Origin of the sequence: Hymenobacter sp. (assembly GCF_035709525.1) — a bacterium.
In the GTDB taxonomy this organism is placed as follows: domain Bacteria; phylum Bacteroidota; class Bacteroidia; order Cytophagales; family Hymenobacteraceae; genus Hymenobacter.
In genome coordinates, this window is sequence record NZ_DASTEP010000042.1 from 20,774 (window position 1) to 32,513 (window position 11,740).

General features: G+C 66.5%; 12 protein-coding genes and 1 tRNA gene. 5 read left to right on the plus strand and 8 right to left on the minus strand.

All coding sequences use genetic code 11. From position 1 onward, the window contains the following. Nucleotides 1–40: 40 nt before the first annotated feature. Entirely contained in the window at nucleotides 41–1,300 is a 1,260-nt protein-coding gene (locus VFO93_RS03570; RefSeq protein ID WP_325132943.1) for a site-2 protease family protein, read from the minus strand. Further along, nucleotides 1,257–1,922: an HAD family phosphatase gene (locus VFO93_RS03575; protein WP_325132944.1), complete on the minus strand. Its 666-nt coding sequence runs from the start codon at nucleotides 1,920–1,922 to the stop codon at nucleotides 1,257–1,259. The genes VFO93_RS03570 and VFO93_RS03575 overlap by 44 nt, the downstream gene beginning before the upstream one ends. A 118-nt stretch (nucleotides 1,923–2,040) precedes the next feature. Here VFO93_RS03575 and VFO93_RS03580 point away from each other — a divergent pair. Continuing rightward, nucleotides 2,041–2,114, plus strand: a tRNA-Ile gene (locus VFO93_RS03580). Between the two features lie 53 nt (nucleotides 2,115–2,167). Here VFO93_RS03580 and VFO93_RS03585 read toward each other — a convergent pair. Next, complete coding sequence (locus VFO93_RS03585) at nucleotides 2,168–2,884, minus strand: SprT family zinc-dependent metalloprotease (RefSeq protein WP_325132945.1); 717 nt, start codon at nucleotides 2,882–2,884, stop codon at nucleotides 2,168–2,170. A gap of 68 nt (nucleotides 2,885–2,952) precedes the next feature. Beyond that, nucleotides 2,953–4,509: a PQQ-dependent sugar dehydrogenase gene (locus tag VFO93_RS03590; RefSeq protein ID WP_325132946.1), complete on the minus strand. Its 1,557-nt coding sequence runs from the start codon at nucleotides 4,507–4,509 to the stop codon at nucleotides 2,953–2,955. Nucleotides 4,510–4,794: 285 nt separating this feature from the next. Between VFO93_RS03590 and VFO93_RS03595 the strand changes: the two genes are divergently transcribed. Together VFO93_RS03595 and VFO93_RS03600 are read left to right on the plus strand one after the other, a co-directional pair. Continuing rightward, nucleotides 4,795–5,292, plus strand: coding sequence for a ferritin-like domain-containing protein (locus tag VFO93_RS03595; protein WP_325132947.1), 498 nt, complete (start codon nucleotides 4,795–4,797; stop codon nucleotides 5,290–5,292). A gap of 213 nt (nucleotides 5,293–5,505) precedes the next feature. After that, nucleotides 5,506–6,630, plus strand: coding sequence for an SDR family oxidoreductase (locus tag VFO93_RS03600; RefSeq protein ID WP_325132948.1), 1,125 nt, complete (start codon nucleotides 5,506–5,508; stop codon nucleotides 6,628–6,630). A 321-nt stretch (nucleotides 6,631–6,951) separates the two neighbouring features. On the opposite strand, the gene VFO93_RS03605 is transcribed toward VFO93_RS03600, so the two are convergent. The 4 genes from VFO93_RS03605 to VFO93_RS03620 form a co-directional block, all read right to left on the minus strand. Then, nucleotides 6,952–7,860 carry an LEA type 2 family protein gene (locus tag VFO93_RS03605; protein ID WP_325132949.1) on the minus strand — a complete coding sequence of 303 codons (909 nt, stop codon included), beginning with the start codon at nucleotides 7,858–7,860 and terminating at the stop codon, nucleotides 6,952–6,954. A gap of 130 nt (nucleotides 7,861–7,990) precedes the next feature. Next, complete coding sequence (locus VFO93_RS03610) at nucleotides 7,991–9,088, minus strand: glycosyltransferase (protein ID WP_325132950.1); 1,098 nt, start codon at nucleotides 9,086–9,088, stop codon at nucleotides 7,991–7,993. A 125-nt stretch (nucleotides 9,089–9,213) separates the two neighbouring features. Next, entirely contained in the window at nucleotides 9,214–9,471 is a 258-nt protein-coding gene (locus tag VFO93_RS03615) for a hypothetical protein (protein WP_325132951.1), read from the minus strand. Nucleotides 9,472–9,499: 28 nt separating this feature from the next. Then, nucleotides 9,500–9,853, minus strand: coding sequence for a hypothetical protein (locus tag VFO93_RS03620; protein ID WP_325132952.1), 354 nt, complete (start codon nucleotides 9,851–9,853; stop codon nucleotides 9,500–9,502). A gap of 511 nt (nucleotides 9,854–10,364) precedes the next feature. On the opposite strand from VFO93_RS03620, the gene VFO93_RS03625 reads away from it, so the two are divergent. Both VFO93_RS03625 and VFO93_RS03630 read left to right on the plus strand, forming a co-directional pair. Then, complete coding sequence (locus VFO93_RS03625; RefSeq protein WP_325132953.1) at nucleotides 10,365–10,784, plus strand: hypothetical protein; 420 nt, start codon at nucleotides 10,365–10,367, stop codon at nucleotides 10,782–10,784. Continuing rightward, on the plus strand, nucleotides 10,781–11,695 hold the full coding sequence (locus VFO93_RS03630; protein WP_325132954.1) for an isoaspartyl peptidase/L-asparaginase family protein: 915 nt from the start codon (nucleotides 10,781–10,783) through the stop codon (nucleotides 11,693–11,695). Before VFO93_RS03625 ends, VFO93_RS03630 begins: the two co-directional genes overlap by 4 nt. The last annotated feature ends 45 nt before the right edge of the window (nucleotides 11,696–11,740 follow it).

Genomic DNA, 11,740 nt, shown 5'->3' on the forward strand with positions numbered 1-11,740 from the left:
CTTTGGGATGAGTGGATGGTACGGTCATCCACTCACCCACTCATCCAAACACGAACGGCGAGGGCGAAAAGCACAGCCCAAACAGCAGCACCATTACCCAGCCCAGCACCTGCCGGCCGGGGCTGAGGGGGCGCTCGTCGGGCGCGGCGGGGTGGTAGATGCCCGATACCCGCCCCAGCAGCAGCCCAAACAGCAGCCACCCCGGCTGCCCCTCGATGCCCGGCCACAGCGTAGCCACCGCCAGCTGCGCGGCCCAGACCAGCGCGGCCAGCACCAGCACCTGCCGGGGCCGCGGCAAGGCCCGGCGAAACACCAGCCACAAGTACAGCGCGTAGGGCGCGCCGCCGTAGAGCCAGGTTTGCCAGTCGCTGCGCAAGGAGAAAATGCCCAGCCCGGCATAAAAAATAAAGCCCACGAACAGCGCCCCCGACAGCCGCCCCGCCCGGCGCGGCCCCAGCAGCCCGTACAGAATGTGCCCGCCATCGAGCTGCCCGATGGGAATGAGGTTGAGGGCCGTAAAAAACAAGCTCAGCTCGCCGGCCACCAGCAGCGGGTAGCGCAGCAGTTCGTTGGGGTGGGGGAGCAGGGCGGGGTCGGCGAGCCAGCGCTCGAGCCCCTGGTAGAGCAGCGGGCGGCTCAGCGTGAGGCCGACTTGGCCCTGATACGCCTGCGCGTAGTCGGCCCCGTAGCGCACAAACTCGGGGTGCACGTGCTGCACGTAGGTTAGCGGGTCGGGCAGGTGGGTGAAGCCGTAGGCCAGCACGCCCACCGCCACCACCAGCCCCGCCAGCGGCCCAGCCAGGCCAATGTCAAAGAATTCGCGCCGCGAAAAAATGGCTTCCCGAATGCGAATAACCGCCCCGAACGTGCCCAGTCCCAGCGGAAACGGAATGTAGTAGGGCAGCGACGTGCGCACCTTGTTATAGCGCGCCACGAAATAGTGCCCAAACTCGTGCACCGTGAGCACCCCCAGAAAAGCCAGCGCGTAAGTCAGCCCGCGCCCCAGCTCCTCGGTCCGCTGTGCGGCAGGCAGGCCAAATACGGAAAAGTCTACCAAATCGAGGCTGCCCCGCGTGAGGCTGCTACCCGCCAGCACGGTAGTAAGCAGCGTGAGCACAAACAGCCCAATGTGAATAGCGGCAGTGCGTTCCCGCGACGGCGGCCGCTCGTAGCGCCGAAACCGCTGCCGCGCCCAGGCCAGGGCAGGCGGCGCGGGGGCGCTGGCATCGGCGGGCCAGGCTATCAGGGGTTCGTCATCAGGCAGTAGCGGGGGCGGCGGGGTATTCTCGGGGAAAGACACGCAGGGCTTCGGGGAGGGCGGTGGTGAGGGTGAGCGGCGGGGCCAGGTGCAGCACCCGCAGCCCCAGGCGGCGGGCCGTGGCAATATGCTGCGGGCTATCCTCAATGAATAACGTATCGGCCGCCTGCCAGTTCATTTCGCGCAGCGCGTGGTGGAATATCTCCTCGCCCGGCTTGCGGTAGCCCACCTCCTGCGAGTAAAACACGCGGTCGAGGCAGTCGGCAATGCCGTTTTTGAAGCCGTATTGCCGCGCCAGCCGCCGGTTTATCTCCGTAATGTGCAGCGCGTTGGTGTTGGAAAGCAGCGCCGTGGCGTGCCCCGCCCGCCGCAGCTCGCCGATGAGGGCCAGCCGCTCGGCGGGCACGTCGAGCAGCAGCGCGTGCCAGGCGGCATCGATTTGGTCGTCGGTAGCGTCGAGGTCGTATAGCTCGCGCAGCCCGTCGCGAAACTCGGCGGCCGAAATCTTGCCGGTTTCGAGCAGGTCGAACAGCTCGGCCTGGCCGGCCTGCGCGTATTCGGCGGCCAGGCCGGTGCGGCTGAGGCGGCGAAAGGCGGCGGGGGTGCGGTCGTAGTCGATGTCGATAATGACACCGCCAAAATCAAAAAGCAGATGGGGAAGCATAAGAAACAGCCAGCTGGTTGCCGGCCCGCAAAGTTGGGGCACTTAGGGGCGCTCGCTGCGCTAGAAATAAAAATCTGCCGTACCTTTGAGCCAGTAGCCACGTCTTCGGGCAGGCTTGGGGCCTATAGCTCAATCGGTTAGAGCAACTGACTCATAATCAGTAGGTCCTTGGTTCGATTCCAAGTGGGCCCACAAAAAACACCTTTGCGCCAGCGTGAAGGTGTTTTTTTGTTTTTAACGGTTTGTTACGCTCCAGTCGGCAGGGCCGCGCTCGGCCGGCCCTGCCGCAGGGCCTGATGCGGCGTGCGCCACTCGGGCATGGCCTGGCCGAGCAAGCCCCAGAAGCGGGCAGTGTGCAGGCGCTCGTGCAAGTGCGTCAGCTCGTGCACCACCACGTATTCGAGGCAGGCGAGCGGCCACTTGCTCAGCTCCAGGTTCAGCCAGATGCGCCGCGCCCGGATGCTGCACGTGCCCCAGCGGGTTTTCATCTGTTTGATGCCCCAGGCGGCGGCCTGCGCGCCCACTACCGGCTCCCACTTGGCCAGCAGTTGCGGTAGCAGGGCTTGCAGCTGGGCGCGGCGCCAGCGGGCCAGCACTAGCGCGCGCTGGGCGGCCGTGGCCGGGCCAGGCAGGTGCACGTGCAGCCCGCCCGCGTGCACGCTGACTTGCGCCGGGCCGGGGCGCTCGTGCACGTGCAGCAGCAAAGCCTGGCCCTGGTAGTAGTGCATTTCGCCCGACTCGTACTGCAAAACCAACTCCGGCGGCTGGGCCTGAAAGGCAGCCTGGTGCTTGCGAATCCAAGCTTGCTTTTGCAGTACCAGCTCCCGGATGGTGGCCTCGGGGGTGCGCAGGGGCACGGCCAGGCGCACCTCGCCGGCCGGCGGCCGCACCGTCAGGCGCGAGTGGCGCACGGGCTTGCGCACCACTTCCACGCGCAAATCGTCAATCTGAAGAAAAGGCATTGGGTAAAAAAACGACTGCCCCGCTGCCGGGGCGGCCGCAAAGTTACCCGGCTGGCCTGCGCGCTTGGCTAGCGCCTGGCCGCCCGGCCCGGTGCGGCGGGGCGCGTGCGTGGGGTGGGGCTAGCTGCTGGCCCCGCCGGCGGGGTAGCGCTTGCCGGCCCGCCGCGCAGGTACGTAAACTCCAGAATGCAGCCCTTGCAGCTGGTGCCCTTGGGGTCTTCCTTGGATGGCCCCGACGACACCGATGAGCTGTCGGTGGCCAAATACAGCCGCCGGCCATCGGGCGCCAGGGCCACGTCGCGGTAGCGCACCGGGGCGCGGAAATACGTGAGCGTGTCGCCGCGGAGGCCGGTGCCGGCCGCGTTCAGCGGCAGCCGCATGAGCTTGCCGTGCTTGAGCGTGGGCAGCAGCAGCGACGCCCGCCAGCCCGGAATGCCGGCCGCCGTGTACACGGCCAGGCTGCTCGGGGCTTCCGAAGGCCAGTCGGGCGGGGTGGCGTCGGCTCTGGTCTTGGCGAACAGCTCGCGCAAAAAGGCGTTGGAATTGGGATACAGCGTCTGCATCGGGTCGCGGTAGGTGGCCGGGCCGATGGCCGCCGCGTTGGCTTGCTCGCTGCCAATGAGCGGGTAGGAGGTGTGCCACGGCCCCGGCAGCGCGGCCCGGCTCGACACGCCGGCCGCCAGCCCGTCGTAGTTGCCATCGGCGTAGCCGATGACGAGCGGGTGGCCGTAGTTTTTGCCCGGCTCGATGAGGTTAAGCTCGTCGTCGGAAAACGGGCCGTGCTCGCTGGCGTATAGGTGGCCCGCGCCGCCTACCTCGGCGTAGGCCAGGCCCTGCGGATTGCGGTGGCCGTAGCTCCACACGGCGCTGGGGTGGGCGGGCGTGGCAAACGGGTTGTCGCGGGGCAGCCACGCGGCGCTGGCCGGGCCAGGGGCGGGCTCCAGGTTGAAGCGCAGGATTTTGCCCTCGTAGCGGGCGGGGTTCTGGGCGTGGTTGGGCCGGCCGCCGTTGTCGAACTGCCCCGCCCCGAGGTCGCCCACGCTGTAAAACAGGTAGGGCTGCCCCGCCACGGGCGCGATGAGCAGCCGGCCCCCGTTGTGGTCGCTGCTGCCCGGGATGGTATCGCAGAGCACCACCGGGTTGGCCAGCTTTTGGGCCTGCGGCTGGTACTCGTAGCGCACCACGCGGGTCGTGAAGAAGTAGCCGCCGTAGTTAGGCGCGCCGCCCTTGTCCGGCTGCCCGGCCCCGGCAAACTTATGAATATAAGCCAAATACACGTAGGGCTTGCCCGCCAGCAGCTGCGGGTGCAGGGCCAGGCCCATGAGGCCGCCCTGGGGCCAGGGCTTGCCGCCATCCAGGGCGTCGGGCACCTTGTCGTAGCGCGGAAATTGGCGCTCGGGCGCAAGGTCGAGCAGCACGGTTTTGGTGCCGGTGGCGGGGTCGAGGCGGCTCACGCGGTAGCCCTTGGCCTCGGTCAGCCAGAGGTAGCCGTCGGGGCCGTAGGTGATGGCCCAGGGGTCGCTGAGCTGCCGGGCCACCACGCGCCGCCCGAAAACCTCGCCTTGCGGGCCCGTCACGGTTTGGGCGGTGGCGGGGCAGTGGGGAGCGGCCAGCGCTCCCGCCAAAAGAAAAACAGCGCGTCGAAACCAGGAAAAAAGCATGGGTAGCAGTCGGAAAAGTAAGGCCGGCCGGTAGGCCAGTTTACCGCTAACCCGCCGGGCGCGTTGCCGCGGAATACCCGTAAAAGCTTCGGGGCGAAGCACGGATGCCGCCTCCGCGTAAATTGGTAATTATTCTCTTTTTGCCAGCTTACCAGCGGGTTGCGATGGCCCGGCCGGGGGCGCGGCCGTTAAGAACGGCACCGGCCCCGGCCGGGCCGGTGCTGTCCTTTCTCCCTTTTCCCATCTGTTATGTTCGACAAAATCGAAAATCTGCACGACCTGCTTGAAGTGAAGCTGCAAGGCCTCTACGACGCCGAAAACCAGCTGCTCAAAGCCATGCCTCAGCTCTCGGCCAAAGCCACCGACCCGCAGCTGCGCCAGAGCCTCGACCAGCACCTGCGCGAAACCGAAAACCAGGTGGCCCGCCTCGAGCAAGTAGCCAGCAACCTGGGCATGGACCTGAACGGCCCCGGCTGCAAAGCCATGGAAGGCATGGTAGACGAGGCCAACATGCTGCTAAGCATGCGCGCCGACGACGACGTGCGCGATGCCGCCATCATCAGCGCCGCCCAGGGCGTCGAGCACTATGAAATCGCCCAGTACGGCACGGTCGTGGCCTTTGCCCGCCGCCTCGGCTACGAGGCCGAAGCCCGGATGCTGGCCGACACGCTCACCGAAGAAAAGACCACCAACGACCTGCTGACCCAGCTGGCCGAAGCGGCCGTGAACGAGAAAGCCAACGGCTAGCCCGCGGCGCGGCTTTTTTAAAAAACTTTGGGAAGGCCCCGCCGGCTGGTAGCCGGTGGGGCCTTTTTACGGACGAGGTTTTCTCAGAATATGAACTTTAAATAGCTGATTTTAAAGAGTATTTACGTAGTTGCGGCCGGCAAAACCCGTGTTTCGCGCGGGCTGTCGGCGCGTACAAGAAAGAGCACTATCGCCCTCAATTTCCCCTTTCTTATGAAGCTTTCCCTCAAACCGCTCGCCCAGCAAGTTATCGTGCTCACGGGCGCGTCCAGCGGCATTGGGCTGGTGACGGCCCGCCTGGCCGCCCGGCGCGGCGCCCGGCTGGTGCTCGCCGCCCGCAATGCCGACGCCCTCGAAGCGCTGGCCCAGGAAATCCGCCGCCAGGGCGGCCAGGCCATCGCCGTGCCCACCGACGTGAGCCGCGAAGACGACATAGCCCGGCTGGCCGCCGCCGCCCTGGCCGAGTTTGGCACCTTCGATACGTGGGTCAACAACGCGTGCGTGTCTATCTTCGGTAGCTGCGAAGAAGTAACGATTCCCGACATGCGGCACATGTTCGACACCGTGTTCTGGGGCCAGGTCTACGGCTCGCGGCTGGCCGTGCGCCACTTTCGGGCGCGGGGCGCGGCCGGCGCGCTCGTCAACGTGGGCAGTTTGTTTGGCGACTGGCCCACGCCCGTGCAGTCGACCTACGCCTCGGCCAAGCACGTGCTGCACGGCTGGACCAGCGCCCTGCGCATGGAGCTCGAAAAGGAAGACGCGCCCGTGTCGGTGACGCTCGTGCACCCCGGCCGCATCGACACGCCCTACAACGAGCACGCCCGCAGCTACCTCGCCAAGCAACCTTCGCACCGCGGCATGGTGTACCCGCCCGAGGCCGTGGCCGAAGCCATCCTTTTCGCCGCCGCCCACCCCAAGCGCGATATGTACGTGGGCTTTCAGGCCAAAATCTTCGCCCTGCTCGCGCCTATCATCCCGAGCATTACCGACAAGGTGCTGGAGGCCTGGATGTACCCCTCGCAGCACGACGAGCGCCCCTCGCGCAGCCGCGAAGACAACGCCCTCTACCACGCCGGCTACGGCCTGCACGAGCGCGGCACCCACCACGGCTGGTTTCGGCGGGGCAGCCTCTACGTGCAGGCCCAGCAGCACCCGCTGCTGGCCTGGGCCGCCGTGGCCGGCCTGGGGCTGGCCGCCACCGCCCTGGCCAGGGCCCGCAAAGCCAAAACGCCAAATGCTCAAGAGCTTATGCCGGCTGGCGTAGACTCGTCGCCCCCGGCTCAGCCCATGAGCGATAGCCTGTTGGAAGACGTTTTGGTAGTGGAGGAGATTGGCTAGTAAACCAGCCCCAGCGGGGCGACCCATCGGTAGCCGGTGGCAACCAAGAAGTAGCTAAAGCCCCAGCGGGGCGACCCGCCAACAGGTTGGGTCGCCCCGCTGGGGCTTTCAGCCATCAAGGCAGAGCAAGTTCGGCGTCAGTGTATGGGCGGGCTTGTAGCGCGAACTTTGTAGTTCGCGTTTTTGGGCACCCAAACGAAGAAAAACGCGAACTACAAAGTTCGCGCTACTGTACACCGATGCCGAAACTGCTTTAATTCATTTACTACCGATGGGTCGCCCCGCTGGGGCTGGTTTAAAGCCTGGGCTTTGCGAAACCGGCTACTCCTCCTCCGCGCCCTTCGCCAGCTCTTTCAGCTCCTTCACCGTGCCGCGGCTGCTGAATTGCATGGTCGCATCGCGGGCGCTGGCGGGGCCGGCCGCCACCGTGGCCGAGCCCGTGAGCTGGTAGTCGGTTTTCCTGGGCTTAAAAATGCTTTTGAACAGCACCTTGGGCATCTTCTTGGGCTGAAAGCTGACGTGAATCGGCATCAGCTCGGTGCCCTTCTTTTTGAAGGTTACGTTCTTGGTTTCCTGGCCCTTCACGTCGAAGTCGTCTTCTATCTGGAAGCGATAGTTTACCTGCTTCACCGTGAAGGGGATGGCCTCGTAGTTGGTGACGCGCAGCGTGACCACGGCCGTGCCCTTTTTCAGGCCCAAGTGGGTCACGTCCACGTCGGCCACCTCGATTTTGGGAAGCTTCGGAATATAGACGCGCTGGCGCACGTCCACGGGTATTTCCTGGGGGCCCACGCCGGGCAGGTCGGCGTAGAGGATGGTGTGCAGCTGCACCGTCACGCAGTCGCGCTGGGTGGTTTTGGCGGTGCGCGAAAGCTGCGGCAGGTTGAGCATCAGCGGCAGCGACAAGGCGCTGGTGGCGTTGCCCTGCACCACCAGCGGGCGGGCTTTGCGGCCCTGCGCCAGCGGCCGGCCGTCTACGCGGGCCACGTAGCGCAGGCTGTCGATGGCCAGCTCGAGGGGTGTGTGGTTGCGCAGCTTCACCAAAAACTGCCCCCTGATGCGCTCGCGGGTGATGTTATCGATGCGCAGCGTGGGCTGCTCCAGCGTGGGTAGCAGCGCCCGGCCGTGGTCGGTGACGAAAAACACAATGCCGCCGCCCACCACGAGCAGCCCCAGGAGCACGAGCAGCCCCGTCAGCAGCGGATGCCGCTTAGCCGAAGTAGTAGCCATAAGAAATTAATGAGCAATGAGCAATTATCAATGAGCGGCCAAATGCCGTGGGCTAGGCGTTAGAAATGAGTCTATTACCAATTGTAAAATGAGCTAGGCCGCCTGCTCATTGCTCATTGTTACTTGACCCCTAGGCTTCAACCCAGCGGTAGCGGCGCGCTTTCCACTCGATGGCGCCGGGCCAGGCGGTGTAGGCCAGCACCGCCACCGACATCAGCAGCAGGTAGCCCTCGTAGAGCAGCAGCACGCCCAGGCGCTCGCGGTGGCCGGCCTGCCGCAGCGTAAGGGCCAGAAAAGCCGTCTGGCACAGTATCTTACTGGCCCACAGCGCCAGCACAGCGGGCAGCGGCAGCAGCCCCGGCCAGCCCAGCACCGTGTAAAAGATGCCGTAGGAGCCGAACAGCGCCCCCAGCTGCCAGGGCAGGCGGCCGGCCCCGCGCATCCAGCGCTTGCGCTGGCGCAGCAGGTGGCCCACGGTGGGCTGCGCCACCGACACGCCCAGCACGCGCGGGTCGATAAGGTTGCGGTAGCCCCAGCCCTGGGCTACTATTTGGGTAAAGAGCTGAAGGTCTTCGGTGATGCTGAAGGCTAGCGCCTCGTAGCCGCCAATGGATTCGTAGGCCGCCCGCGTCACGAGCATGTTGTTGCCGACCGCCGTAATGGGCAGCCCCCGGTCGGAAAGCAGCCGGATTATATTGAGCCCAAACAGCCAGTCGAGCCCCTGCCAGCGCCCAAACAGCGAGCCGCCCGCCGTGGTAATGCCCGTGACCACGCCCACGCCCGCCGGGGCCGCCGCCAGCATGGCCTGCACCCAGCCGGGGGGTAGGGCCATGTCGGCATCGGTAAAAAGCAGATAATCGGCCGTGGCGGCGCGGCAGAGGTAAGCCAGGGCGTTGCTTTTGCCGCGCGCCGTGCCCAGCCGGTGCCGCACGGGCAGCAGCCGAAACTGCGGCTTATCGGCAATGAAGCGCCGCACCACGGCCGCCGTGCCGTCGGTCGAGTGGTCGTCGGCAATCAGTATTTCGAGCAGCTCGGCCGGGTAGTCGAGCGCCGCCAGCGCCCGCAGGCACCGCGCGATGGTAGCCTCCTCGTTGCGGGCCGCCACCAGGATGCTCACCCGCGGCCGGTGCGCCAGGGCCGGCAGTGCCGGCCGGGGCCACAGCGCCCCCAGCAGCACCAGGCCGTACAGCCCAAAAAAAGCGCCGAAGAAAACCAGTACGAACAGCATAGGCGCGCCCTGCCTAACGGCCACGTTTCGCGGGGAAACGGGTCACTGGCTTATGAGAGAAATTAAGAAGAAATAGCCGCCCACTCTGGGCTTGGTCGCGGGCTGAAAGCCCGCGCTACGGCCGGCTAGCGCATTATTTTGCCCTGGTTGTCCCAGTGGCTGGCTTTGACTTCCAGCGTGCCGGGCTGGCGCTTGATGGTGCGCGTGAAGCGCTCGCCCGCGATGAGGCCATCGGGCCGGCGCTTGCCGAAAAAGAGCAGCACCGGCTCGCCGTGCTCGTTGGTGCGGAAGGTGATGTCGTAGCCCTTAAATACGTCGTCGATGGTGCTCGAAGGCTCGTAAAGCTTGCTGAGTTTTTTGTCCAGCTCGGGGTGCAGCGGCATGGCAGGTGGTTGTGTTTAAAAGAAATAGCTAGTAGGCGCGGCCGTGCGGCCGCTCGCGGCTCAGCAGCCACGACGGGCTGCCCGGCCGCAGCGGCCGCAGCCAGTACATCTGGCGCCGACCATCGGCGGCGGGCAGGTGCAGCAGCAGCTCCTGGGCGGTGGCCGGGGCCCGGCCGCCAAGGGCCGCCCCCGTGCCCTGGCAACTGGCTTCGTGGGTTACTGGCCGGGGCAGGCCCACCTCGGGGGCTACTTGCAGCCACAGGCCGGCTGCGGGCTCGGCCGGGGCGCTGCCCACGGCCGGCAGCACCCAGTGGCCCAGCAGCTGGCCGGCCGCCAGCAGCACCAGGTGGCTGAAGGCCCCGCCTGCGGGCAGAGGTACCACTCGAACTGCGCCGTGGAAGCGGGCCGCGCCTGCCGCTGCGGCCGATAGGTAATGCGGAGCGCGGGGCGTTGGGTGGGGGCCGGGGGCTGGCGAAGGTGGGACATAGGCAAGAGATTAGCCGGGATGCGAAAGCCGCTCGCTACCGGATAGCCGGCACCCGCCTGGGGCAGGCAAAGGGCGGCGGCCGGGCAGCAGCTCAGAGCCAAGCCTAACGCTGATTCGGCACCAGGGTAGGGGCTTTTGTCGAAATAAGCGCTTATAAGCTAGCTAATTACCGATAAGAACGGAGGCCCGGCTAGGTGTTTTCAACCGGGTGGGGGCGTGCCTCCGTGATTGCCGCAGCACCCCCGGTAGCCGGGCGGCGGCCGTGGCCGCCGGGGTGCGCTGCCTACGCAAAAACACGGAGCCGAATGCGCAGAGCCAGCGCCTTAAAATCCGTATTTTTTGCGTCGCCGCGCCCCCAAACCCCGCCGTTAAGAGGAGGGTAGAATTCCCCTTAACCTCTCTGCTTATGAGCCTCGTTCTTGCCTCGCTCGAAACGGCGGTTGTGCCAACTCGGGCCCTGACCTCTTTCCAGGTGCTGCGCTGCCAGGTGGGCCCGCTCTTTCACCTGCTGTCGCTGCACGACGACCGCCACACGCCCGCGCACTGGATAATTCCGGTGCCGCTCAAGCAGCTGGCCAAGCACCCCGTGCTGCTGTGGCAGCTGCCCACCCCCGGCCTGCCCGCCGCCCTCACCTGCCTCGATACCGGCTCGCTGAAGCTGGCCCCCGTGCACCCCGGCACCCCGCCCAACCTGCGCGCCGACCTCGCCGAGGGCACCCTGCGCCTGCACTTTGAGGGCACCCTGCTGCGCGGCTACTACCGCTTGCAGCGCCTGCCCGCGGGCAGCGGGCAGCTCTGGCAACTCACCCCCATCGGTTATTTATGAGCATTTACGCTATTGTACTCCACGGCGGGGCCGTGACCATGCAGCCCGGCGAGTTGAGCCCAGAAGAAGCTGCTTTTCAGCGTGTAGGCCTGGGCGAAGCTCTCGACGCGGGCTGGCAAATTCTGCACGAAGGCGGCAGTGCCCTCGACGCCGTGGAGGCCGCCGTGCGCTGCCTCGAAGAAAACGAGCATTTCAACGCCGGGCGCGGCAGCAGCCTCAGCCGCCAGGGCGAGGCCGAGCTGGACGCCGCCATCATGGACGGCCGCACGCTGCAAGCCGGCATCATCACGGGCGTCAAGTACGTGAAGCACCCCATCAGCCTGGCCCGCGCCCTGCTCGAGCGCGGCCCGCACGTGGGCCTTTCGGGCGAAGGGGCGCTGGAGTTTGCCCTCGAATGTGGCCAGCCGCTGGCCCCGCCCTCCTACTTCGAAACCGAAAAAACGCGCCGCCAGTGGCTGGAGCTGGCCCAGCAGGAAGCCGAGCGCCGGGCCGGCCACGACACGGTAGGCGCGGTGGCCCTCGACCTCAACGGCAACCTGGCCGTGGCCACCAGCACCGGCGGCCTCGAAGGCCAGCGCAAGGGCCGCGTGGGCGACAGCCCCGTGCTGGGCGGTGGCACCTACGCCACCAACGACGCCTGCGCCGTATCGTGCACCGGCGATGGCGAGGTCATTATGCGCGGGGCGCTGGCCCACGAAATCTACGCCCTGGTAAAATACCAGCGCCTGCCCCTGGCCGAAGCCTGCCGCGCCGCCCTCGCCCTGCGCGACCACGACCTGCAAGGCGACAAAGGCTGCATTGCCCTCGACCCCGAAGGCCACGTGGCCATCGAGTTCAATACCAACGTGATGCGTCGCGCCTGGCGCGTGGGGGAGGGCGAGGCCTACATCGCCATTTTCAAGGATGAGTAGGTGAGTGGGTGAGTGAGGGCGTTTGTCATGCTGAGCGGAGCGCAG

What these genes read in the sequence shown, in the direction of transcription:
- VFO93_RS03595 (WP_325132947.1), top strand. Translation starts at nt 4,795, where the DNA reads ATGTTCGACAAAATCGAAAATCTGCACGACCTGCTTGAAGTGAAGCTG.
- VFO93_RS03625 (WP_325132953.1), top strand. Translation starts at nt 10,365, where the DNA reads ATGAGCCTCGTTCTTGCCTCGCTCGAAACGGCGGTTGTGCCAACTCGG.
- VFO93_RS03605 (WP_325132949.1), bottom strand. Translation starts at nt 7,860, where the DNA reads ATGGCTACTACTTCGGCTAAGCGGCATCCGCTGCTGACGGGGCTGCTC.
- VFO93_RS03615 (WP_325132951.1), bottom strand. Translation starts at nt 9,471, where the DNA reads ATGCCGCTGCACCCCGAGCTGGACAAAAAACTCAGCAAGCTTTACGAG.
- VFO93_RS03585 (WP_325132945.1), bottom strand. Translation starts at nt 2,884, where the DNA reads ATGCCTTTTCTTCAGATTGACGATTTGCGCGTGGAAGTGGTGCGCAAG.
- VFO93_RS03600 (WP_325132948.1), top strand. Translation starts at nt 5,506, where the DNA reads ATGAAGCTTTCCCTCAAACCGCTCGCCCAGCAAGTTATCGTGCTCACG.
- VFO93_RS03575 (WP_325132944.1), bottom strand. Translation starts at nt 1,922, where the DNA reads ATGCTTCCCCATCTGCTTTTTGATTTTGGCGGTGTCATTATCGACATC.
- VFO93_RS03630 (WP_325132954.1), top strand. Translation starts at nt 10,781, where the DNA reads ATGAGCATTTACGCTATTGTACTCCACGGCGGGGCCGTGACCATGCAG.
- VFO93_RS03610 (WP_325132950.1), bottom strand. Translation starts at nt 9,088, where the DNA reads ATGCTGTTCGTACTGGTTTTCTTCGGCGCTTTTTTTGGGCTGTACGGC.